At 74.1% G+C, this 21555-nt stretch carries 19 protein-coding genes; 5 read left to right on the forward strand and 14 right to left on the reverse strand.

Features of this window, described 5'->3' with window-relative positions; translation table 11 throughout:
• Positions 1 to 80: 80 nt before the first annotated feature.
• Positions 81 to 1508, forward strand: coding sequence for an adenylosuccinate lyase (gene purB, locus RF640_RS07980; RefSeq protein ID WP_035928180.1), 1428 nt, complete (start codon positions 81 to 83; stop codon positions 1506 to 1508).
• A gap of 104 nt (positions 1509 to 1612) precedes the next feature.
• Here the strand turns inward: purB and RF640_RS07985 are convergent, their stop codons facing one another.
• Positions 1613 to 1876, reverse strand: a complete 264-nt coding sequence (locus tag RF640_RS07985) for a hypothetical protein (RefSeq protein ID WP_017833496.1) — start codon at positions 1874 to 1876, stop codon at positions 1613 to 1615.
• Between the two features lie 324 nt (positions 1877 to 2200).
• Here RF640_RS07985 and RF640_RS07990 point away from each other — a divergent pair, with 324 nt between their 5' ends.
• Positions 2201 to 2908 carry a BTAD domain-containing putative transcriptional regulator gene (locus RF640_RS07990; protein ID WP_158279189.1) on the forward strand — a complete coding sequence of 236 codons (708 nt, stop codon included), beginning with the start codon at positions 2201 to 2203 and terminating at the stop codon, positions 2906 to 2908.
• A gap of 127 nt (positions 2909 to 3035) precedes the next feature.
• On the opposite strand, the gene RF640_RS07995 is transcribed toward RF640_RS07990, so the two are convergent.
• From RF640_RS07995 to RF640_RS08030, 8 genes are all read right to left on the reverse strand, one after another.
• Positions 3036 to 7103, reverse strand: a complete 4068-nt coding sequence (locus tag RF640_RS07995) for a Pls/PosA family non-ribosomal peptide synthetase (protein WP_368827393.1) — start codon at positions 7101 to 7103, stop codon at positions 3036 to 3038.
• 404 nt (positions 7104 to 7507) lie between these two features.
• Positions 7508 to 9178: an FAD-dependent oxidoreductase gene (locus tag RF640_RS08000; protein WP_368827395.1), complete on the reverse strand. Its 1671-nt coding sequence runs from the start codon at positions 9176 to 9178 to the stop codon at positions 7508 to 7510.
• 22 nt (positions 9179 to 9200) lie between these two features.
• The gene (locus tag RF640_RS08005) at positions 9201 to 10118 is read right to left on the reverse strand and encodes an FAD:protein FMN transferase (RefSeq protein WP_368827396.1); all 918 of its coding nucleotides are present in this window, start codon (positions 10116 to 10118) and stop codon (positions 9201 to 9203) included.
• A gap of 115 nt (positions 10119 to 10233) precedes the next feature.
• Positions 10234 to 11163, reverse strand: coding sequence for a glycerophosphodiester phosphodiesterase (locus tag RF640_RS08010; protein ID WP_368827398.1), 930 nt, complete (start codon positions 11161 to 11163; stop codon positions 10234 to 10236).
• 169 nt (positions 11164 to 11332) lie between these two features.
• Positions 11333 to 12151, reverse strand: a complete 819-nt coding sequence (locus tag RF640_RS08015; protein WP_368827400.1) for a di- and tripeptidase — start codon at positions 12149 to 12151, stop codon at positions 11333 to 11335.
• 105 nt (positions 12152 to 12256) lie between these two features.
• On the reverse strand, positions 12257 to 13231 hold the full coding sequence (locus RF640_RS08020) for an acyl-CoA thioesterase (RefSeq protein WP_368827402.1): 975 nt from the start codon (positions 13229 to 13231) through the stop codon (positions 12257 to 12259).
• Between the two features lie 63 nt (positions 13232 to 13294).
• The gene (locus RF640_RS08025) at positions 13295 to 15118 is read right to left on the reverse strand and encodes a pyruvate kinase (RefSeq protein WP_017833488.1); all 1824 of its coding nucleotides are present in this window, start codon (positions 15116 to 15118) and stop codon (positions 13295 to 13297) included.
• A gap of 153 nt (positions 15119 to 15271) precedes the next feature.
• Complete coding sequence (locus RF640_RS08030) at positions 15272 to 15523, reverse strand: hypothetical protein (RefSeq protein ID WP_017833487.1); 252 nt, start codon at positions 15521 to 15523, stop codon at positions 15272 to 15274.
• Between the two features lie 231 nt (positions 15524 to 15754).
• On the opposite strand from RF640_RS08030, the gene RF640_RS08035 reads away from it, so the two are divergent.
• Complete coding sequence (locus RF640_RS08035) at positions 15755 to 16369, forward strand: cyclodeaminase/cyclohydrolase family protein (RefSeq protein WP_035928155.1); 615 nt, start codon at positions 15755 to 15757, stop codon at positions 16367 to 16369.
• Between the two features lie 19 nt (positions 16370 to 16388).
• On the opposite strand, the gene RF640_RS08040 is transcribed toward RF640_RS08035, so the two are convergent.
• On the reverse strand, positions 16389 to 17909 hold the full coding sequence (locus tag RF640_RS08040; protein ID WP_368827404.1) for a DHA2 family efflux MFS transporter permease subunit: 1521 nt from the start codon (positions 17907 to 17909) through the stop codon (positions 16389 to 16391).
• Between the two features lie 92 nt (positions 17910 to 18001).
• On the opposite strand from RF640_RS08040, the gene RF640_RS08045 reads away from it, so the two are divergent.
• Together RF640_RS08045 and RF640_RS08050 are read left to right on the forward strand one after the other, a co-directional pair.
• Entirely contained in the window at positions 18002 to 18772 is a 771-nt protein-coding gene (locus RF640_RS08045) for a spermidine synthase (RefSeq protein WP_035928148.1), read from the forward strand.
• An 87-nt stretch (positions 18773 to 18859) separates the two neighbouring features.
• Positions 18860 to 19315 (forward strand): DUF779 domain-containing protein, encoded by a 456-nt coding sequence (locus tag RF640_RS08050; RefSeq protein WP_368827507.1) that lies wholly within the window; start codon positions 18860 to 18862, stop codon positions 19313 to 19315.
• Here RF640_RS08050 and RF640_RS08055 read toward each other — a convergent pair.
• The 4 genes from RF640_RS08055 to RF640_RS08070 are packed head-to-tail and all read right to left on the reverse strand — an operon-like array spanning position 19290 to position 21493.
• The gene (locus tag RF640_RS08055; RefSeq protein WP_017833482.1) at positions 19290 to 19679 is read right to left on the reverse strand and encodes a hypothetical protein; all 390 of its coding nucleotides are present in this window, start codon (positions 19677 to 19679) and stop codon (positions 19290 to 19292) included. The two genes, RF640_RS08050 and RF640_RS08055, sit on opposite strands and share 26 nt — an antisense overlap.
• Positions 19669 to 20634, reverse strand: coding sequence for a cation diffusion facilitator family transporter (locus tag RF640_RS08060; RefSeq protein WP_017833481.1), 966 nt, complete (start codon positions 20632 to 20634; stop codon positions 19669 to 19671). Before RF640_RS08060 ends, RF640_RS08055 begins: the two co-directional genes overlap by 11 nt.
• A gap of 41 nt (positions 20635 to 20675) precedes the next feature.
• Entirely contained in the window at positions 20676 to 21014 is a 339-nt protein-coding gene (locus tag RF640_RS08065) for an acylphosphatase (protein ID WP_017833480.1), read from the reverse strand.
• A complete protein-coding gene (locus RF640_RS08070; RefSeq protein ID WP_017833479.1) occupies positions 21011 to 21493 on the reverse strand; it encodes a pyridoxamine 5'-phosphate oxidase family protein in 483 nt (160 codons plus the stop codon). The genes RF640_RS08065 and RF640_RS08070 overlap by 4 nt, the downstream gene beginning before the upstream one ends.
• Positions 21494 to 21555: the final 62 nt, after the last annotated feature.

A 21555-nucleotide genomic window follows, 5' to 3' on the forward strand; every position in this document is an offset into this window, starting at 1 on the left:
CAACCGGGTTCCGCGAAAGTTGGCGGCGGACGACAATTCGTCCGCCCGGGAGCGCGCGGGGGCCGTGGAAGAATGTGCCCATGCCCAACACCGATCGCATCCTGTCCTCAGGGCGCGCGGCGCTCGCCGCCGCCGTCCCGCCCGTCGCGCTGGGGCCCCTCGACGGCCGCTACCAGCCCGTGGTCGCGCCCCTGGTCGACCACCTCTCCGAGGCCGCCCTCAACCGCAACCGCGTGCACGTGGAGGTCGAGTGGTTCCTGCACCTCGCCGAGCGGTCGGTGCTGCCGGGGCTGGCGCCCCTGACCGAGGAGCAGACCGCCGGGCTGCGCCGGATCGTCACGGACTTCGACACGGACTCGGTCGCGGAGCTCGCGGAGATCGAGGCCGTGACGGTCCACGACGTCAAGGCCGTGGAGTACTACATCGGCCGCCGGCTGCCCGCCCTGGGGCTGGAGCACCTGGTCCCCCTCGTGCACTTCGGCTGCACCTCCGAGGACATCAACAACCTGGCGTGGGCCCTGGGGGTCAAGGACGCCACGACCGACGTGTGGCTGCCCGCGGCCCGGGCGCTCGTGGCCGACGTCGCGGCGCTGGCCGGGTCCGCGGCGGAGACCCCCATGCTCTCCCGCACCCACGGCCAGCCCGCCACGCCCACCACGCTGGGCAAGGAGATGGCGGTGGTCGCCCACCGCCTGGGCCGCCAGCTGTCCCGGATCGAGCGCACCGAGTACCTGGGGAAGATCAACGGCGCCACGGGCACCTACGCCGCCCACTACGCGTCCGTCCCGGACGCGGACTGGACGGAGGTCTCGCGCGAGTTCGTGGAGGGCCTGGGCCTGTCCTGGAACCCGCTGACCACCCAGATCGAGTCCCACGACTGGCAGGCCGAGCTCTACGCCGACCTCGCCCGGTTCAACCGGATCCTGCACAACTTCTGCACCGACGTCTGGTCCTACATCTCGATCGGCTACTTCCAGCAGATCCCGGTGGAGGGCGCCACCGGCTCCTCCACCATGCCGCACAAGGTCAACCCCATCCGCTTCGAGAACGCCGAGGCGAACCTCGAGCTCTCCAACGCCCTGCTGGACGCCCTCGGCGCCACGCTCGTGACGTCCCGGTGGCAGCGCGACCTCACCGACTCCTCGTCCCAGCGCAACATCGGCGTGGCCTTCGGGCACTCCCTGCTCGCGGTCTCCAACGTGAGCAAGGGCCTGGCCCGCCTCGACGTGGCGGAGGCGGTCCTGGCCGCCGATCTCGACGCGAACTGGGAGGTCCTCGCGGAGGCGGTCCAGATGGTCATGCGCGCCGAGGCGATCGCCGGCGTCGAGGGCATGGACAACCCCTACGAGCGCCTCAAGGACCTGACCCGCGGCCGCCGGGTGGACGCCGCCCGACTCCAGGAGTTCGTGGCGGGCCTGGGCCTGTCCCCGGCCGCGGAGCAGCGGCTGTCCGGTCTGACCCCGGCCACCTACACGGGCATCGCGGCGGACCTCGTGCGCTTCCTGTGAGCCCGCGCCCCGCGTGACGACGGGGTGCCCGGGCACGGGGCGCCGGGACGCGCCCGGGCACCCCGTGCCGCGCGGATCGGCCCGTACGGACCAGTCCGTGCGGATCAGACGGACGGGAGGTCGTGCAGGTTGTTGCACACGGTGTCCTCCGGGGCGGCCCACAGCCGCTTCTCGCACCCGGCGGACACCACGCGGACCCGCAGCTGCCCCGACGACCCCGGGACGTAGTAGAGGTGGACCTCGCTCTCGATGTCCCGGATGATCCGGGTGGTCGACCGCGGGGACCACACCTCCGCGGGATTGCACAGGGCGACGATGTTCCCGAGGGGGTCCGTGCGGACGCCCGTGACGGGTCGCTGGTCGGTCATCGGTAGAACTCCTGAGCTCGTGCCCCGGCCGGCACCGCCGGTCCGGGGATCAGTCGTATACCACGGCGCGGTCCTGCGCACCACCCTCCACCGGGGTCGCGTGCCGGCCGCCTGGGTTTTCGTTTGCTTTTGACGCGCTCCGGGCGTTCGCTTTTGACTCACGGGGCGTTGCCCGGGATCATCGGTGCCTGAACCCTCTCTCGCGGCGGACCTGGATCCTGGTCCGCGGGACCGGAGAGGACGGTGCTCGGACCACGGCCTTCGGGGGAAGGCAGGCTCCGGGCGCACCGGGGACAGTGATCATGACAGTGGGGGATCATGACAATGGATAGGGAACACTCGATCAGGCTGCGGCTTCTCGGCAACGTCGAGGTCGAGCTCGACGGCACCGTGCTGGCCCTGGGCCACCGGCAGCAGCGCCTGCTGGCCGCGCTCGCCGTCCTCGGTCCCAAGCCGCGCCGGTTCCTCGGCGAGCTGCTGTGGCCCGACCGGACCGCGGAGCGCGCGATGGGCAGCCTGCGCACCACCGTCTTCAACATCTCGCGCCATGTGCCCGGAGCCGTCGGGGCCCGCGGCAACAACATCGCCCTGGCCGAAACGGTCACCGTGGACCTGCACGAGCTGCGCGCGTCCCTGGACCGGGCGGCCACCGCCACGGCGCCCGTGACGGAGGACCCCTGGTTCCTGTCCCCCGACGGCGCCCAGCTTCTGCCCGGCTGGTACGACGGCTGGGTGATGGCCGAGCAGGACCGGCTGCGGACCCTGTACGTCAACGCCGTGGAGCACCTCGCCCGGCTCTCCCTGGAGCACCGCGACTTCTACCGGGCCCACGTGCTCGCCGACAACGTCCGGGCCCTGGACCCGCTGCGGGAGAGCGCGGTCCGCGTGTCGATCGAGGCGGACCTGGGTCTCGGCAACAACGCCCCGGCCCTGCAGACGTTCCGCAGCTTCTGCAGCACGATGGCCGACGAGCTCGGAGCGCCGCCCTCCCCCCAGATCACCCAGCTGATGGGCCACATGCGCAGCGCCTGACGCGCTCCCGCACGGAGCCGTCCCGCCCTGAGCCGTCCCGGCCGGTGCGTGCCCGGCGGCGGGGCAACGGCGTCCCCGCGACCCGCTGCCGGGTCGCGGGGACGTCCACTGGGCGGTCATGGCCGGGTCATCGTCCCGAGGTCAGGGCGGCCGTGGCCGACCGCACCGGGATGCCGCGCCAGGCGGTGTGGGGCAGCAGCTGCTCGCCCTTCATCACCAGCGACAGGGCGTCCACCGAGGCACCCGCGCCGACCGTCGTGTCGTAGAGCACGATCGAGCGCGCACCGACGGAGGCCCCGGGCAGGATCTCCACGTGGGACATCTTCATCACGCGGTCCTCGAAGAGGTGCGTCTGCAGCGACACGTCCGTCGAGACGGCGGCGTCGTCGCCGATGTGGACGAGGTCGAACTCGGTCAGGTAGGTGGTGCCGATGTACGTCCGCCGGCCGATCTGCGCGCCGAACAGGCGCAGGACCGGGCCGATCAGGGGCGTGCCCACGAGACCGCCGATGAGGGCGGGGACCGCCGCGGACTCGTACACGCCGGTGACGAACTCGCTGCGCCGGACGAAGTTGTCCCACAGCGGCTCGACGCGCTGGCGGTACCGGCCCACGATCGCCCACTTCAGGACGACGACGGCGAGGACCACGGTCAGGCCGGTGGCCAGCGCGACGAGGGGCAGCACGGCCACGAAGCCGAGCAGCGTCAGCTCGGGCACCAGGGCGACCGAGGCGAGCAGGCCCAGGTAGCCGATCAGCCCGATCAGCGCCGGCGGGACCGTGATGCGCAGCGCCTCGATGACGAGGCGGGCCGCCACCTTGCCGCGCGAGGGCCGGAAGGTGAGGCTCTCGTCGTAGTTGCCGCTGTCCTGCCGGCGGGGCAGGAACATGGCGGGCGAGCCCAGCCAGGACGTGCCGTCCGGCACGTCGGCCGGGGGCACCGAGGCGACGCCCACCAGGGAGCCCTCGCCCATCCGGGTGCCCGAGGGCACGAACGCGGCGTTGCCCACGAACGAGCGGTCGCCCACCACGGTGCGCTCCATGTACAGGTGACCGTGGTGGTAGACGGCGCTGCCCACGCTGGCCATGTCCGCGACGAAGCTTCCCTCGCCGAGGGTGAGGAGGTCCGGGTCGATGTGGCCGACCGTGGAGACCTCGGAGCGAGGGCCGACCTTGGCGCCCAGGGCGCGCAGCCAGGGGACCGTGTACATCGTGGCGTACAGGGCGTTGGTGCTCTCCAGGCTGGTGGAGAGCAGCTGGTCCGCCATCCACTTGCGCACGCCGAGCCCGCTGCGCACGGGGTGGATGCCGGTGGGCGTGCGGCGCAGGACGATCTTCCGGCCGCCCGCGACCACGGCGCAGACCGTGAGCACGTAGACGACACCGACCGCCGGGGTGAGGGCGAGCCCCACGGGGAGGCCGAACTCCAGGGCCGCGGCCCAGATCATCAGGAAGGACGGGAGCACCAGGACGAAGGGCATCAGCTCGAGGACCAGCCAGCCCAGGAGCAGGCCGGCCGCCAGCGGGGCGGGCCAGCGGCCGCTGGGCAGCGGGCGCCGCTCCATCCGCTCGAGCAGCTCGTCGTCCCCGTCACCGGGCCGGGCCGGGGAGCCCAGCCAGTGCTCGCCGGCGGGGATCGTCTGGTTGCGGGAGGCCAGGGACTGCTCGGCCAGCCGGGCACCGTCCTCGATCCGGGTGCCCGGCTGCAGGAGGGCGTTGGCCCCCACGAACGCGTCGTCGCCGATGTGCACCGGCGCGATGGTCACCCACCCCTCCTCGACCTGGGCGGTCTGCACGGAGGAGTTGTAGCCGATGCTGGCGCGGGCGCCGACGGTGACGAGCGAGGGCAGGCCGATGGCGGCGGTGCCCACGTGGGCGTCCGGACCGATCCTGGCGCCCAGCAGGCGCAGGTAGACGGCGGCCATCGGGGTGCCGGTGAGGAGGTTGAGCGGCGAGAGCCGGGTCAGTCCGTCGATGCACCAGAGCAGGTAGTACTGCCGGCCCCAGAGGGCGTGGTGCCCCGGTCTGACGAAGCGTCCCAGCACGCGGGAGCCGAGGAACGGCAGGAGGACGCGGGCGAGCACCGAGACCAGGACGCCCACCAGGAGCATGTCCCACATCAGGGCGTAGCTGAACTGACCGCCGTAGGAGTACAGGACCGCGGCGAGCGGGGAGCCGACGAGCATGGCCGCCAGGACCATCGTCGTCACCTGCGCGAGGCCGCACAGCGCCACGCGGCCGCTGGTGTGGTGCAGCGGCGCGGGGCGGTCGTCCGGGGCGGCCGCGGCGGGGACGTACGCCGGGGCGGCGTCCAGGTGGCGCGCCAGGTCCCGGACGGTCGGGTAGGTGTAGATGTCCGCGATGGAGATGTCCTGGTCCGGGTGCGCGCGGCGCAGCTCGGACGTGGCGGTCGCGGCGAGCAGCGAGTGCCCGCCGAGCTCCATGAAGAAGTCCGCCTCCACGGAGAGCTGGTCCTCGGGGATGCGGAAGACCTTGGACCACACCTCCGTGATCCCCCACTCGGCGTCCGTCGCCGGCGGGACCAGCCCCATCGTGGTGACGAAGCGGGGCGTGCTGGGGTCCGGCAGGTTCTTCCGGTCCACCTTGCCGCTGACCATCATCGGCATCGCGGGCAGGATCTCGTAGAAGGACGGCACCATGTACGGCGGCAGCGCCGCGACCACGGAGTCGTGGAGCAGCTCGAAGAGGGCGCGCTCGTCGCGCACCGGGGCGCGCAGGGTGAGGAACGCCGCGACGTCGTCGCCGCCGGAGGTGAGCTTCACGGCGGCGTCCGCCACCGCGTCCTCCCGGCGCAGCACGTTCTCGATCTCCTGCAGGTCCGCGCGGTGACCGCGGATCTTCACCTCGCTGTCGGCGCGGCCGAGGTACTCGATCTCGCCGTCGGGCATGAACCGGCCCAGGTCGCCGGTGCGGTAGATCCGTCCGGCCCGGGGCCCGTCCGGGTGGGGGCGGAAGCGCTCCTCGGTGACGTGCGGCAGGTTGACGTAGCCGCGGGCCACGCCGGGGCCGGCGATGCAGATCTCGCCGGGCTCACCGTCGGCGACCTCGTTCATCTCCTCGTCGAGGATCCGCACCTCGTAGGTGGGCAGGGGCTTGCCGATGGTCACGGGCCGCCCGGGGGCGAGCTCGCCCCACGTGGCGGTCACGGTGCCCTCGGTGGGGCCGTAGGTGTTGAGCATCCGGCGCTCGGGGGTGGACCACCGCTCCACGAGGTCGGCGGGGCAGGCCTCGCCGCCCACCAGGATGCTGCGGATGCGGGGCAGGTCGTGCTCCAGGGTGGCCAGGACGGTCGGCACGCAGTAGAGCACGGAGATCTCCATGCGCTGCAGGAACTCGGCGAGCCCCTGTCCCAGGCGGGCGTCGTCGGTGGGGCCGGCGACCAGGGAGGCGCCCACGGCCCAGGTCGGCCAGATCTCCTCGATGGAGAAGTCGAACGCGATGGTCATGCCCTGGTAGACGCGGTCCTCGGAGCGGACGTCGTAGACCTCGGGCACGATCTCGATGAAGTTGCAGATGCTCGAGTGCGCGACCTCGACGCCCTTGGGGCGGCCGGTCGAGCCCGAGGTGTAGATGATGTAGCACGTGGGGTCGCCCTCGTGGCGGACGACCGGGCGGTGCGCGGGCGCCTCCTCGAGCCGCTCGCCGATCCGGCCGACGTCGACGACGTCGGCGGGCGCGTCCTCGACCAGGGCCACGAACTCGGCGGAGGTCAGCATGAGGGACAGGTCGGAGTCCTCGGCGATGAACTGCACGCGGTCCGCGGGCAGGTTCGGGTCGATCGGGACGAAGGTGGCGCCCGTCTTGAGGATCGCCAGGAGGGACGCGTAGAGCATCGTGGAGCGCTGGAGCAGGATCCCGACGCGGTCGCCCGCGCTCAGGCCGTAGCCGGTGATCAGGTGGGCCAGGCGGTTGGCGAGCTCGTCGAGCTCCGCGTAGGTGTAGGCCCGGCCGTCGGCGTGCAGCGCCTGGGCGTCGGGGGTCAGGTCGCAGCTGCGCTCGAAGAAGTGGTGCAGCCGGGTGGGCTTGGTCTCCGTGCTCCGGACGCCCCGGGTCGAGGGCTCCGTCCACGGAGCTGCTCCGGCGGGGCCTCCCTTCGCGGCGGCCTCGTCCCACAGCACTCGCTCTGCCGCCGCAGTCTCCTCGCGGCGGTGAGAGCGATGTGGCACTGAGGTCATGTCCAACTCCTTTCGATGCACGTAACACCGGTGTTACCGGCATGTCCGTTCTACGGAGCGGGGTGTTATGGCCTCCTCACGGATCCGTCACGGCGGCGTTATTCCTCCGTTATCGATGCGTTCGTCGGTGGAGCTGCCAGGGGCGATGCCGACCGCCCGATGGGTTTCCAGTGGTAAAGATCACAGCCCGCATCTCGCTCTGCGAGACGTTTTCGACTGCAATCGTGCGGTTCCCGGGCCGGGGGTCGACGGTCGGGGACGCTCCCCCGGCGCGCGCCGCGGGCCGGGAGGTGGGTGGCCGGTCGCCCGTCCCGGCCACAGCTCCGGGGACAGGAGAATTCCCCCTGTTACCTTTCGTGAACGAGCGTCGGGCCGTCCTGGCACGCACGAGGCCCGGGTGCCGCTCAGCCGGCCGGGGAGCCCCGGTCCTCGTCGTCGCCGGAGGGCGTCGCCGCGGCGCCGTCGGGCCGGGCCGCCCAGGTGAGGTAGCCGCCGTCGAGGTTGACGACGTCCCGTCCGTGCTGCGCCAGGACCCGGGCCGCGAGGTAGCCGCGCAGGCCGGCCTGGCAGTGCACCACGAGCTCGCCCTCCGGCAGCTCGTCGAGGCGGTCCCGCAGCCGGTCCAGCTCGATGTTGATCCCGCCGGGGATCGGCATCGCCGTGTGCTCGCCCGGGGTGCGGACGTCCAGCAGGGTGGCGCCGGAGGCGAGGCGGTCGTCGAGCTCGTGCCACTGGACGGTCTCGACGAGCCCGTCCCGGTGGTTGCGGTCGATGTAGCCGAGCATGTTCACGGGGTCCTTGGCGGAGCCGTAGAGCGGGGAGTAGGCCAGCTCGAGCTCGGCGAGGTCGGCGGCCGCGATGCCGCCGGTGATGGCCGTGGCGAGGACGTCGATGCGCTTGTCCACGCCCGCCCCGCCCACGCCCTGGGCGCCGAGGATCGCGTCGTCCTCCGGGTCCACGAGCAGCTTGAGGGTCATCCCCTCCGCCTCGGGGTAGTAGCCGGCGTGGTTCGCGGGGTGCGTGTGGATCGCGCGGTAGGACCGGCCCGCGGCGCGCAGCCGCTTCTCGTTCCAGCCCGTGGCCGCGGCCGTGAGGCCGAAGACGCCGACCACGGAGGTGCCCAGCACCGGCCGGTCGGAGACGTCCATGCCGGCGATCACGTCGGCGACGAGCCGGCCCTGGAGATTGGCCGTGTTGGCCAGCGCGACGAGCGTGGCGGACCCGTCGAGGGCGTCGCGCTTCTCCACGGCGTCCCCCACGGCGTAGACGTCCGGGTCGGAGGTGCGGAGGTGCTCGTCGACGACGATGCCGCCGCGCGCCCCGACCTCCAGCCCCGCGGCCCGGGCCAGCGTGCTGTCGGGGCGGACGCCGACCGCGGCGAGGACCACGTCGGCCGGCAGCTCGGTGCCGTCGTCGAGCGTCACGGTGCGCTCCCCCACCTCGGTGACCGTGGTCCCCAGCCGCAGGTCGAGCCCGCGCTCGCGCATCAGGGTGTGCACGGGCTCGACCATCTCGGGGTCGAGCGGGGCCATGACCTGGGGGGCGGCCTCGACGAGGGAGACCTGCAGGCCGCGGTGGACGAGCTGCTCGGCGACCTCGAGGCCGACGTAGCCGCCGCCGACGACCACGGCGGAGCGGGCGCCCTCGACCGCGGCCACGACCGCGTCGGTGTCCTCGATGTCGCGCAGGACCAGGGCGCGCTCGATGCCGGGCACGGGCGGGCGGACGGGGACGGCCCCCGGGGAGAGGACGAGGACGTCGTAGCCCCGCTCCTCCTCCCGGCCGGAGGCGAGGTCCCGGACGCGCAGCACGTGCCGGTCCCGGTCGACGCCGACGACCTCGTGTCCCACCCGGACGTCGAGGCCGAACCGGGCGCCCAGGGACTGCGGGGTCTGCAGCAGCAGCGCGGAGCGCTCCTCGATGACGCCGCCCACGTGGTAGGGCAGGCCGCAGTTGGCGAAGGACACGTGGCCGCTGCGCTCGTACACCGTGATCTCGGCGTCCTCCAGCAGGCGGCGCAGACGGGTGGCCGCGGACATTCCGCCGGCGACGCCGCCCACGATGACGATTCTCATGCGGTCATGCTACCGGCGCCGCTCAGGCCGCCGCGCGGCCCGCCCGCTCCGGCCAGCCCGGTGTCCTGAGGCGGCGCCGGAGGGTGCTGCCGGGCCGGGAACCGGTGAACTCGCCGTCGGCCGCGCACGCCGCGACCCAGCCGGGCGCGTCCCGTCCCAGCACGTGCGCCGCGCGGGCGTAGGCCTGGGCCTCCACCGCGCTCTGCGCGGCGACCACGACCCGGTCCCACGGGCTCGCCGCGGCGGCGCCGGTCACCGGGTCGACCAGGACGCTCCCGGGGCTCTCCACCACCGCGAGGCCCCGCCGGCCGCGCTCGACGAGGGCCGCCCGTACCCCGGGCTCCACACCGGTCCGGGGGTCGGCGGTCCGGGGGTCGGCGCTCCGTGCCGCCGGGGCGGCGCCCACGAGGGCGGCGGCCGCGGCGGTCGGCCCGCCCACGGCGCACGCCGCGCCGACCTCGGCGACCAGCGCAACGCCGGGGTGCGTCTCCGTGAAGGCCCGGACGATGCGGTCCGCCGCCCACGCGTCCGCGACCGGCGCAAGGTCCAGGACCGTGCCGCGGCCCATGCGCAGCCGCCGGGTGGCCACGTCCAGGTCGAGGCGTCCGATCCCGGGCGCCGGGTGCGGCTCGAGCCCGTCCAGGGCCCGCCAGGCCGCCCCGCCGGTGGTGGGATCGGTGAGCCCGCTCGTGAGGCGGGCGGAGAGCAGAGCGGCCGCGACGATCCCGGCGAGCACGGGCCCGAGGACGACGTCGACGTCCTCGTGCTCGGCGAACCGGTTCAGCAGGGACAACTCCGAGTCGATGCGCTCGGGCGCGACGGCGCGGGCGGTCTCGCGGCGCACGTGCTCGGCGAGCCGGACGGCCTCGGCCTGGAGGTCCGGGGCGGGGGCGCGCACGGCGCCGGCGTCCGGGGCGCGGGGCGGGATCGGGGTGGGCATGACCGTCTCCTGGTGGTGGGGGGAGAGGCGGGCGACGACGGCGTGCGGGGGGACACGGACAGCTGCTGTCGAGCATACGCGCGCCGGGCCCGGCCGGCGGTGACGTGACCCCCCGTTACCCGACCGCCGTGCTCGCGCACCGGGACCGGCCCGTGACGGCCGCCGGGACGCCGAGCGGGGCCCCGGAGGGCGCCCGCACCCAGCGCAGCACGTCGGCCGGGCGGTTCGTGGTGAGCTGCTGGACGCCCAGCGCGCGGCACAGGTCCACCTCCCGTGCGGTGTCGACCGTCCAGACCCGCAGCACGCGTCCCTCCGCCCGCCACTGCCGCACGAGGTCGGGGCGGGCCCGGACGAGGTCCAGCCCCGGGCCCACCAGGTCCACGAGGCCCGCCGAGATCACGGGCAGCGCCGGCGGCACCACGAACCGCATCCCGGCGTGGAGCACCGCCGCGGCCGTGCGGCCGACGCGCAGGCTGTCCCCGACCGTGCGGCGGGTGGTCGTCCCGACCAGCTGGCACACGTGCCGGGCGGGCACCGTCTCCAGGAAGTGCCGGACGGCGTCGGGGTGGAAGCTCATCAGCGAGACCGTGACGTCGTCCAGCCGCCCGGTCTCGGGGTCCCAGCCCTCCCGCATCAGCAGACCGAGGACCTCCTCCTCGAGCCGGTGGCCGAACGGGCTGGGGTGCTTCGTCTCCACGGCCAGGCCCACGGGCCGGCCCGCTCCCCGCAGCAGGTCCAGCAGCTCGGGCAGGGTGAGCAGCTGACGGTCCGGCGCCCCGTGGCCCGGCGGGATGCGCACGCCCTTCCAGGAGGTCCAGTCGAGGCGGCGCAGCTCGGCGAGCGTGCGGGCGGAGACGGGGCCCCGGCCGTCGCTCGTGCGGCCCAACTGGGCGTCGTGGTGCAGGACGAGGTGGCCGTCGCGGCTGAGGTGGACGTCGCACTCCACCCCGTCGGCGCCGTCCAGCAGCGCCTGCACGTAGGCGGCCCGGGTGTGCTCGGGGAGGTCCGCGCTGGCCCCCCGGTGCGCATAGACGATCGGCCGCACGGCGCTCCCTCGGCTGTCGGTCGGGGCGCGGTGCGCCCCGCTCGTGCACCAGGCTAGGCAGACGCGGTGAACGCGGGGCCACGCCCCGGCGGACCTGTCGTGAACGACGACGACGCCCCGCCGGGCGCGGGGCGTCGTCGAGCGGCAGCGCGGGAGCGCGGCGCGGGGTCTACTGCTCCCCGGTGATCTCGCCGCGGGCCGCGGCGGCCGTGTCGGCCTTCCGGCCCCGCCTGCCCTTCCGGGACGTGCCGTCGTCGAACCGGGGGGCCCGCTCCTCGGACCCGAGCTCGGCCGGGAACGTGGTGGGCAGCGGCCCGAACGCCTCGTGCGTCGCGGCGATGACCTGCTTGGACATGGCCAGGTTCGCTCCCCCGCCGACGATCGCGCCCACGCCGAACGGCAGGGCGCGGCCGAACACGGCGCCGGTCTGCTTGAGCAGGAAGCGCTTGACGAACATGTTGCGGATGATCCTGCTGACGTCGAAGGTCTTCGAGTCGTCCTTGCCCATCATCAGGCCCCAGGAGGACATCATGCCGCGGCCCTTGGTGCCGCTGGCCAGGATCTGGTTCATGACCTGGCGGCCGTCCTCGCCGAGCATCAGGGCCATGACCATGGTGCGGGTCTTCTCCGGGTCCTCCGTGTGCACGCCGTGCAACTCGGCGATCGCCTGGGCGTACAGGGCGGTGGCCTCGAGGTAGCCGACCACCGCGAAGGAGGACAGGCCGAGGGACGCGACGGTGCCGATGCCGGGGACCACCGCGGTGGCGCCGACGGCCCCGCCGCCCATGGTCACGGACCGGACGTAGATCTTCTCGAGCCGCCTGGCGATCTGCTCGGGCGTCTCGTCGGGGTGGTCGGCGCGCTCCTTCTTCACGAAGCCCAGGACCACGGGCCGCTGCACGCGCAGCACGGTGTCGAGGAGCTTGTTCATGGCGGGCTTGGGCTTGCCCTCGTCGTCGAACGCGTTGTTCAGGGGATTCAGGTCCATGGCGTGCTCTCCTTGTGGGGTGCCGGGACGGTGGGTCTCGGCCCACTATATGCACAGCAGGCTGATCGGGTCCCGGGATTCGCCGACGGCTGAGGAGGGGCGCGGTCAGCTCCCGGGCAGCCGGGAGACGGACGGGTCGACCTGCTGGAAGGAGTCCGGGAACTCGGCGCGCAGCCGGACCAGCTCCCGGGCGAAGGCGTCCAGGTCCCGGTCCTCCCGGCTGACCGGCTGCCACTGCCGGGCCGGCAGGGCGTGGCCCTGGTCGTCGAGGGCGACCATGACCATGAGGCAGTTGGTGGTCAGCGCGAGCTCCCCGGTCGCGGGGTCCCCCGACCAGCAGTTCACGGAGATGTGCAGGCCGCGGGCCGCGGTGTGGATGAGCCGCGCCCGGACCTCCACGAGGTGGCCGATGTGCATGGGCCGGTAGAACCGGACGCCCCCGGCGTAGACGGCGATGACCGGCCGGCCCGCCCACCGGGCCCCGCACACGTACGCGGCCTCGTCGATCCAGCGCATGGCCGTGCCCCCGTGCACCTTCCCGCCCCAGTTGATGTCCGTGGGCGCGGCGAGGAAGCGCAGCACGGTCTCCTCGGCGGTGCCCTCGTCCGTGTACCGCTGCTCCGCCATCAGCTCCTCGATGCTGTTGCGCAGCTCGATCCGCCGCTGCGTGACGGCCGACTGCTGGCGCTCGTGCTCCGTCTCGGGCGCCCACTGCGGGACGGGGGTGGGGCGGCCGTCCCCGTCCACGGCCACCATGATGATCAGGCACGTGTCCTTGAGGGTCACCCCGTGCTCGCGGGGGTCCGCGGAGGCGACCTCCACCCGGATGTGCATCGAGGACCGTCCGGTGTGCACGATCTTCGCGGAGACCTCCACCATGTCCCCCACGCACACCGGGCGGTCGAAGTGGATGTTGCCCACGTACGCCGTCACGCAGTAGGCCCGGGACCAGCCCACGGCGCACGCGTAGGCGGCCTTGTCGATCCACTCGAGGACGCGCCCGCCGTCCACGGTGCCGGTGCGCCCGGCGTCGGTCGGGGCGGCGAGGAAGCGGAGAACGGCGGTGTCGCGTGCGGCCATGCCCCCAGTGTGGCACGGGTCACCGCGCGGTCCGCCCCGCGGCTCACCCGACCGCTCGCCCGCTCACTCGACGACGGGCGCCCACGCGTTGAGCCGGCGGAGCATGTCCGACTTCTTGCGGGTGTGCCCCTCCATCCGCACGAGGATGTCGTCGAGGGCCTCGATCGCGTCCACCACGAACGGTCCCTTGTTGAGCATCACGCACTCGGCGCGCTGGCCCATCGCTGCGTCCGTGACCTCGGCCCGGGAGGGCAGGCCCTTCTTGGCGAGGGACTCCAGGACCTGGGTGGCCCAGACCACGGGCACGTGCCCGGCCTCGCACAGCCACAGGATCTCCTCCTGCACCTCGGCCATCCGCTCGAACCCGGCCTCGACCGCGAGGTCCCCGCGCGCGATCATGACGCCCACGTCCTGCCACCGCATGGCCTCCAGCAGCATCGCGGGCAGGGACTCGAAGCCGCCCACGGTCTCGATCTTGAGGGTGACGTCCAGGGCGGTGTTGCCGATCCGCTCGAGCTCCCGCAGCAGGTCGGTCACGTCCTCCCGCGAGCGCACGAAGGACATGTTGACGATGTCGGCGTGCTCGGCCACGAACGGCAGGTGCGTGCGGTCCTCGTCGGTGAGCGAGGAGATGCGCAGGTCCGTCTCGGGCAGGTTGATGCCCTTCCCCGCTTTGAGCTTGGTGCCGTCGGGGCCCGCCTGCAGCACCTCCAGCACGATCTCGTCGGGCCCCACGGAGGTGATCCGGCAGCGGATCCTCCCGTCGTCGATCCAGGCCGGCTGCCCCTCCCGGGCGTCCGTGAACACCTCGGGCAGGGAGCAGCCGATCCGGAAGGGGCTCTCGGACCGGACCGGGGCGGGTGCGAGGTCCCGGGTCAGCACCACGGTGTCCCCCGCGCGCACGCGCAGGGACTGCTCGACGGCGGGCAGCTCGCCGAGCACGCCCTCCGTGCCGTCCTCGGCCCGCACGGCCAGGCCCGTGGCGAAGTACACGGTCTTGGCGCACTCGACGAGCACGCCGGGCCCGGTGGCCTCGATCACCCGCAGGGTCCGTCCGGAGCCGCGCGCGTCCTTGAGCCGCAGCCGCTCCCCCGGGGTGCGGGCCGCGGTCCAGGCGGCGCCGGCCACGGGGACGGCCGGGGCGTCGTCGTCGACCGCCGGGTCCGCCTCGCCCAGCCAGAGGCGGGCCGGGGCGGTCACCCGGCCGCCGCTGTCCCGGGTGGGCTTGATCTTCTCGACCTGCGGACCGGGCTCGATCGGCCCGGTGCGCAGCTTGGGCCCCGCGAGGTCCATGGCCACGCGGACCTCGCGGCCGAGCGCCTGCCCGGCCGCCCGGACGTGCCCGATCATGGCCGCCCACTGCTCGGGGCCGTCGTGCGCGCAGTTGATCCGGGCCACGTCCATCCCGGCGCGGACCATGTCCTGGACGAGCCGGGGGTCCGCGGCGGCCTCCGAGGGGAAGGTGACCATGATCCGGGTGCTGCGCCCCTCCCGGCCCGGGCCGAGCAGGGCCGCGGTGTTGCGGCGCAGCACCTCCGCACCGGGCTCGCCGGGCTCGTCGGGGCCGGGCGCCCCGACGTCCTCCTCCGGTCGGCCGGCGAGCACGCGGAGGGTCTCCAGCACGGCGCCGAGGTGGCTCATGACCCCGGCCTCCATCCGCCCCAGGGAGGACACGCCCAGGCCGCTGAGGTCCCGCTGCAGGTCCCGCACGTCCTGGCTGCGCACGGCCACGTAGTCCACGAGGTTGAGCGCGGACCCGCGGTGGCGGGGGTTCACGCGCTCGAGCTGCGGCACGGCCGCCCGGCGGGCCCGGAGCACCACGTCGACGAGCGCCGCGACCCGGTCGTGCAGCCGCGCGGCGCACTCCTGCCGGGCGGTCGCCGCCATGCCGTGCTCCCTCCCGCGGTCCCGGCCGGGAGCTGCCCCGCCGCGACCGCCGTCGACCTGCTGACTCCCCATGATCCTCCTCGTCCGCCCGGCTGTCAGCGCCGACCGTACCCGCCCCGGGCGAACAGCGGCTGAACACGAGGCGACGGGGCCTCAGGCGGGGCGGGCGAACGGGGAGCGGCGCAGGCGGTAGCCGTGGACGGGGATCAGCCGGCGGGAGCCGGTGCCGGCCTCCAGGATCCAGAGCAGCCGCAGGTGGGGCGCGCACTGGCCCACCGTGCCGACGTGGCGGAGGTGGTCCTGCTCCCACACCTCGATCCGGTCGCCGGGGCGGATCCGCGCGGGGTCCTGGACCCAGGTGTCATCGGTGGTCGCGTCGACGGTCGTCGCTCGGAGGGTCGTCATGGCGGCACGTCCTCTCGGGGGTCGGGGTCCGGGGTGGGGGCCCTCGGACACCTCCAGGATCGTCCGCCGATGTGGCCGGCACGTTTCCGTGCGATGGACGGGCCGTGCATTCGTCCCGCGGGGGCTGTGAGACTCACCACGGGGACCGGCGGAGGGCTAGGCTCGTGCGGACGCCACCGCCTGCGCGCGCCCCGCGGCGGGCGGCAGGTCCCGCCACCGGAAGGAGCCGCTGTGATCAGCTCGGAGAACGTCAGGGCCTACGTGGAGCGCATGGCCTCGGACGAGCCCGCCCCCGGCGGCGGCGCCGCGGGCGCCCTGCAGGCCGCGCTGGGCGCGGCCCTGATCGCGATGTCCGCCCGCTACTCCACGGCGTCCGAGCACGCGGACCGTGCCCGGCGCGCGGCCGACCGGGCCGAGGAGCTGATCCCGCGCGCGCTGGGCCTGGCGGACGCCGACGCCGAGGCCTTCGGCGCGCTCTCGGCCGCCTACACCCTGCCGAAGGACACCGCCGAGGAGAAGGCGGAGCGCTCACGGGCCGTCCAGGAGGCCACGGCCGGCGCCGCGCGTCCCCCACGGGAGCTGATCGGCGTGGGCACCGAGGTGGTCGGGCTCGCGCGCGAGCTGACCGGCTGGTGCAACCCCAACGTCCTCAGCGACGTGGCGGCGGCCTCCGAGGCGGCCCGGGCCGCGGTGGCCACGGCCATGGTCACGCTCGAGATCAACGTCCGCGCCCTCAAGGACGCCGCGACCCGGGAGGAGCTGCGTGCGGGGCTGGCCGAGGGCGAGCGGGCCGTCGAGGACGCCGCGGAGCTCACGCGGCTGATCCGCGAGCGCGTCCGGGGCTGAGGACCGGGCCCGCGGGGCCTCAGTCCTCCGCGCCCGCGGCGCTCTCCGTGCCCGCGGGGCGGCGCACCCCGAAGGAGCCGACGACGGCGAGCAGCGAGATGATCCCGCCGCACAGGAAGGCGCTCCGCACGCCCGCCTCGGTGGCCTCCGGAGCCGAGGCCCCGGAGGCCGCCGCGCCGGCGGCGGAGAGGGTCAGCACGGTGACGAACAGGGCCGTGCCCGCCGCGCCCGCCACCTGCTGCAGGGTGCCCACCATGGCGGAGCCGTGCGAGTACAGCCGTGTCGGCAGGGCGCCCAGGCCCGCGGTGAACAGCGGGGTGAACATCAGGGCCAGACCCGTGCTGAGCACCACGTGGGCGAGCAGCACCATCGGGACGGGCGTGGCCCCCGTGGTGGAGGCGAGGTACCACAGGGACGCGCTCAGCAGGATCGAGCCCGGCACGAGCAGCACGGTGGGGCCCGATCGGTCGTAGACCCGGCCCACGAAGGGTGCCAGCAGTCCCATGACGAGCCCGCCGGGCAGCAGCAGCAGGCCCGTGCCCAGGGGGTCGAGGCCGTGCACGGTCTGCAGGTAGATGGGCAGGACGATCAGCGTGCCGAAGAGGGCCATCATGCTGACGGCGAGCACCGCCGTGGACATCGTGAACACCCGGGACCGGAAGGTGCGCAGGTCCAGCAGGGCGCGGTCCGCGCGCTGCAGCCGCGTCTGGCGCCGCACGAACACGGCCAGCGCTGCCACGCCCAGCACGAGCGGCACCCACGCCGGGAGCGCGGCGTCCCCGCCCTCGCCGAGCGTGCTCAGGCCGTAGACCAGGCCGCCGAAGCCCAGGGCCGAGAGCACCACCGAGACCACGTCCAGCGGCGCCGGACGGGGCTCGGTGACGTTCTGCATCCGCCACGCGCCGAGCAGCAGGGAGCCCACCGCGATCGGCAGCACCAGGATGAACATCCACCGCCACTCGAGCACGCTGAGGATGACGCCCGAGATGGTGGGCCCCACAGCCGGGGCCACCGAGATGACGATCGAGATGTTGCCCATGACCCGCCCGCGCCCGGCCGGCGGCACCAGGGTCAGCACCGTGGTCATCAGCAGCGGCATCATGATGGCCGTGCCGCCGGCCTGCACCACCCGCCCCGCGAGCAGCGTCCCGAACCCGGGCGCGGCCGCGCAGACGAGGGTGCCGAGGCTGAACAGGGTCATGGCGGTCAGGAACACGGGCCGGGTGTGCAGGCGCTGGAGCAGGAACCCCGTCACCGGGATGACCACGGCCATGGTCAGCATGTATGCGGTGGTGAGCCACTGGCCGGCGACCGCCGTGACCGAGAGGTCGGCCATGAGGCGGGGCAGCGCCACGCCCATGATCGTCTCGTTGAGGATCACCACGAACGTGGAGACCAGCAGCAGCCCGATGACCAGGCGGTTGCGGGCGGAGTGGTCGGTGTCCGCGACGACGGCCGGGGGGCCGGTGTCCGGGAGCCCGGTGGCGGGCGCGGGGGCGGGGACGGGAGGGGTCTCGGACACGGGGACGTCGGGTGCCATGGGCGGGGGATCCTTCGGGACGCAGCAGTGATTCACCGGTAGAGCCGTCCCGGCCCCCGCTTCATTCCCGTCCGGGAAGTGACAATGGGCTCATGCGCAGATACCTCAAGGACGCCGGCGTGCACGCCGAGATCACCCCGGACGGCTTCACCGAGGGCGGGTTCGTGCTCTCCATCGGCGGGGCCGAGCAGTCCCACGTGGACCTCGCCCGCCCCGGGGAGATCTTCTACGAGTACCTGCGGCGGATCGGCGGCGTCGTCGACGTGGTGGCGGCGCCGGGTGCGCCGGTCACCGCGGTCCACCTGGGCGCCGGGGCCCTGACGCTCGCCCGGTACGTGGCCGCGACCCGGCCCGGCTCCGCGCAGGTGGCCGTGGAGCTGGAGCGGGAGCTGCCCGCGTTCGTGCTCGAGGCGCTGCCCCTGCCCGCGGGGGCGGACGTGCGCGTCGTGATCGACGACGCCCGGGCGGCCCTGCCGGACGTCGTCGACCCCGGGACCGCGGACCTCGTGGTCCTCGACGTCTTCTCGGGCCGGGACGCCCCCGCCCACCTCACGGAGCCGTCCTTCTACGCCGAGGCCGCCGGGGTGCTGGCGCCCGGCGGGGTGCTGGTCGTCAACGTGGGCGACGACCCCGGGCTGGCGTTCTTCGCCGGGCAGGCGCGGGCGATGCGGGAGGCGCTGGCCGACGTGTGGTGCCTGGCCGAGGAGCGGCTGCTCACGGGGCGCTACCCGGGCAACCTGGTCCTCGTGGGCGGGCGCCGGGCCCTGCCCCGGGAGTGGGCGGACGCCTTCGCCGCCGCCGGACCGCACCCGGCGGGCGTGCTGGACGGCCTCGGCCTGGAGGAACTGCTCCACCGCCTGTAGCGTGGATCACACCGCCGAGCCGAGGAGCGTGCTGTGAGCACCGCCGAGAACACCGCAGAGAGCACCGCCACGAACGTCACCACGAACATCCCCGGGAGCGCCGCCGGGGACACCGCCGGGGACACCGCCGGGGACACCGCCGTCCTGGAGTCCGTCCCCGCTGTCGAGGGCGAGACGTTCTCCAGGGTGGCCCTGACGCCGGCCGCCGTGGAGCTGCTCGGGACGCTGCGGGGGATCCACGGGCGGCTGATGTTCCACCAGTCCGGCGGGTGCTGCGACGGCTCCGCGCCCATGTGCTACCCGGCCGGGGACTTCCTCACCGGCCCGGCGGACGTGCTGCTGGGCGTATTCACGCTGCCCGGTGACCCGGCCACGGCCGAGCTCGAGTTCTGGATGTCCCGCGAGCAGTTCGAGTACTGGAAGCACACCCTCCTCACGGTGGACGTGGTGGAGGGCCGCGGCTCCGGGTTCTCGGTGGAGGCGCCGGAGGGCAAGCGCTTCCTGATCCGCTCGGTGCTCATGCAGGATCCGGCCGGCTCCTGAGCCGGCCCTGCTCGTCGAAGGACGGGCCCCGGTCGTGGACCGGGAAGGTGGTGAAGGCCGGGACCTCGTAGGGGTGGGCCCCGGCCATCGCCCGCAGCACGCGCTCGCGCTCGGCGGCCGGATACAGCGTCTCGATGCGGACCTCGTCGACCTCCTGGGGCCGGCCGACCTCCCCGATCACGGGGTGCGCCCCCGGCAGCGGCGTGAACCGCCCGGTGCCGCGGCTCACGAACGCGGTGTGGGAGTAGTTCCCGGCCCGTCCCGCCCCGGCCTCGCCCAGGGCCTGCAGGACCTGCTCGGCGTGGGTGGCGGGGACGAAGACGACCAGGCAGTGCTGCTCGCCGCTCGGGGGCTCAGTGCTCATGGGGGGCGCAGACCTCCGGTTCGTCGTGGTCCGCGGGCTCCAGCTGGATCGTGGAGTGCTGGACGGACACGGGGAAGTGCTCGGCCACGCACTGCTGGATCCGGCCCAGCGCCTCCGCGGAGCCGCCGGAGTAGAAGTACTCCTCCTCGAGCACCACGTGGGCGGTGAGCACGGGCAGGTCCGAGGAGATCCGGGTCGCGTGCAGGTCGTGGACCTCCACCACGTGCGGGAGCTCGAGGATGTGCCCGCGGACCTCGTCCATGTCGAGCCCGGGGGGCACGCTCTCCATGAGCACGGACAGGGACTCCACGAGCAGCCGGACGGTGCGGGGCACGATGAGCGCCCCGATGAGCAGCGCCACCACGGCGTCCGCCTGCACCCAGCCGGTGAGGGTGATGACCACGGCCGCGACGATCACGGCGACCGAGCCCAGTGCGTCGTTGAGCACCTCGAGCATCGCCGCGCGCAGGTTCAGGTTCGAGCGCCGGCCCCCGAAGAGCACGGCCATCGCCACGAGGTTGCCGGCCAGGCCCAGGGCGCCGAAGACCAGCATCTCGGCCGAGGCCACCGGGTGCGGCTCGAGGAACCGGCGCACGCCCTCCACGAGCACGAACAGCCCCACGGCCAGCAACACCCCGGCCTGCAGGGCCGCGGCCACGATCTCCGCGCGCCGCCAGCCCCACGTGCGCCGGGCGCTGGGCGGGCGCAGTGTCAGCTGCGCGGCGATCAGCGCGAGCAGCAGCCCGCCCGCGTCCGTGAGCACGTGGGCGGTGTCGATGAGGAGCGCCAGGGAGCCCGTCCACAGGGCGCCGACCAGCTGGACGACGAACAGCGCCGCGGTGATCCCGAGGGCGGTGGCGATCCGCCACCGGTCGGTCCCGGGGCCGGCGTGCGAGTGCCCGGGCCCGTGGTCGTGCTCCGCGCGTCCGCGGTCCCCGGCGTGGTCGTGAGCCATGCCCCCATCGTAGAACGCGGGCGGGGGCGCGGCGTCGCGGCTCAGCCGGTGACGAACCCGCGGAACTCCCCGGTGGCGGGGCCGTAGTGGGAGTCCACCTTCATCACGGCGCCGGGCGTGCCGCCGCCGTTGAGGGCCTTGAGCAGGTCCCGCACGGCGTGCCGGGGGCCCTCGGCGATCACCCCCACGGTGCCGTCCGCGTTGTTCACCGCCGAGCCGTGCAGGCCCAGCCGCTCCGCGTGGCGCGCGGTCCACCAGCGGAACCCGACGCCCTGCACGGAGCCGTGCACCACGGCGGTCAGGCGCAGGACCTCCTCGAGGTCCAGCCGTTCGGGGTCCCGGCCGGCGGTGGCTCCCTGGTGGATCGGGGGCAGGCTCACAGGTCCACCACCGTGGACTGGCCGGGGTCGATCTGCTCCCCGGTGGCGCGGGCCCTGGCCCAGCGCAGCGCGGTGGCGACCGTCCCGGGGCTGCGCCAGTGCTCGGCGGTCTCCGTGCGCACGCGCAGCACCACGAGCCCGGGTGTGGCGGGCCCGTCCGGGTAGTACGCCTTCAGCGCGTCGGACCACAGCCCCTCGAGCACCTGCCGGTCCTCGACCACCTCGGCGGCGCCGGAGATCGAGACCCATTCGTGGTCCCCCACGAACGCGACGTTGACGGCGTCGTTGGCCGCCACGTCCCGGACCGAGGAGGTGTCCCGGCTGGTGAAGAAGTTGAGGTCCTCCCCCGGGGCCACGTCGACCACGGTCATCGGGCGGCTGACGAGCTTGCCGGTGGCCTCGCGGGTGCTGAGCATGCCGACGCGGGTGCGGTTCACGAACTCGACGATGTGCTGGATGTCATCCTGGTGGGTGCTCATGTGGTCAGATTAGGGAACGACCGGGCCTCGTGGCACGGCCGGGGCCGGGAATTCATCATGGG

The sequence above is a fragment of the Kocuria sp. CPCC 205231 genome, from assembly GCF_040980965.1.
Lineage (GTDB): Bacteria > Actinomycetota > Actinomycetes > Actinomycetales > Micrococcaceae > Kocuria > Kocuria rosea.

Excerpts from the sequence above, each read along its gene's own strand:
- RF640_RS08040 (WP_368827404.1), bottom strand. The coding sequence starts at position 17,909 with ATGGCACCCGACGTCCCCGTGTCCGAGACCCCTCCCGTCCCCGCCCCC.
- RF640_RS07990 (WP_158279189.1), top strand. The coding sequence starts at position 2,201 with ATGGATAGGGAACACTCGATCAGGCTGCGGCTTCTCGGCAACGTCGAG.
- RF640_RS08005 (WP_368827396.1), bottom strand. The coding sequence starts at position 10,118 with ATGCCCACCCCGATCCCGCCCCGCGCCCCGGACGCCGGCGCCGTGCGC.
- RF640_RS08000 (WP_368827395.1), bottom strand. The coding sequence starts at position 9,178 with ATGAGAATCGTCATCGTGGGCGGCGTCGCCGGCGGAATGTCCGCGGCC.
- RF640_RS08030 (WP_017833487.1), bottom strand. The coding sequence starts at position 15,523 with ATGACGACCCTCCGAGCGACGACCGTCGACGCGACCACCGATGACACC.
- RF640_RS08045 (WP_035928148.1), top strand. The coding sequence starts at position 18,002 with ATGCGCAGATACCTCAAGGACGCCGGCGTGCACGCCGAGATCACCCCG.
- RF640_RS07985 (WP_017833496.1), bottom strand. The coding sequence starts at position 1,876 with ATGACCGACCAGCGACCCGTCACGGGCGTCCGCACGGACCCCCTCGGG.
- purB (WP_035928180.1), top strand. The coding sequence starts at position 81 with ATGCCCAACACCGATCGCATCCTGTCCTCAGGGCGCGCGGCGCTCGCC.
- RF640_RS08060 (WP_017833481.1), bottom strand. The coding sequence starts at position 20,634 with ATGGCTCACGACCACGCCGGGGACCGCGGACGCGCGGAGCACGACCAC.
- RF640_RS08020 (WP_368827402.1), bottom strand. The coding sequence starts at position 13,231 with ATGGCCGCACGCGACACCGCCGTTCTCCGCTTCCTCGCCGCCCCGACC.
- RF640_RS08015 (WP_368827400.1), bottom strand. The coding sequence starts at position 12,151 with ATGGACCTGAATCCCCTGAACAACGCGTTCGACGACGAGGGCAAGCCC.
- RF640_RS08025 (WP_017833488.1), bottom strand. The coding sequence starts at position 15,118 with ATGGCGGCGACCGCCCGGCAGGAGTGCGCCGCGCGGCTGCACGACCGG.
- RF640_RS07995 (WP_368827393.1), bottom strand. The coding sequence starts at position 7,103 with ATGACCTCAGTGCCACATCGCTCTCACCGCCGCGAGGAGACTGCGGCG.
- RF640_RS08055 (WP_017833482.1), bottom strand. The coding sequence starts at position 19,679 with ATGAGCACTGAGCCCCCGAGCGGCGAGCAGCACTGCCTGGTCGTCTTC.
- RF640_RS08070 (WP_017833479.1), bottom strand. The coding sequence starts at position 21,493 with ATGAGCACCCACCAGGATGACATCCAGCACATCGTCGAGTTCGTGAAC.